General features: G+C 56.8%; 1 rRNA gene. It reads left to right on the top strand.

What is annotated here, in order from left to right:
- Nucleotides 1-227, top strand: a 16S ribosomal RNA gene (locus tag KGF42_RS19685); the annotation flags it as partial.

Here is a 227-nt window from a genome sequence, read left to right on the forward strand (position 1 = left end):
GAGGGTGATCGGCCACATTGGAACTGAGACACGGTCCAAACTCCTACGGGAGGCAGCAGTGGGGAATATTGCACAATGGGCGAAAGCCTGATGCAGCAACGCCGCGTGAGTGATGAAGGCCTTCGGGTCGTAAAACTCTGTCCTCAAGGAAGATAATGACGGTACTTGAGGAGGAAGCCCCGGCTAACTACGTGCCAGCAGCCGCGGTAATACGTAGGGGGCTAGCG

Origin of the sequence: Clostridioides sp. ZZV15-6383 (genome assembly GCF_020657735.1) — a bacterium.
Classification (GTDB): Bacteria; Bacillota; Clostridia; order Peptostreptococcales; family Peptostreptococcaceae; genus Clostridioides; species Clostridioides difficile_D.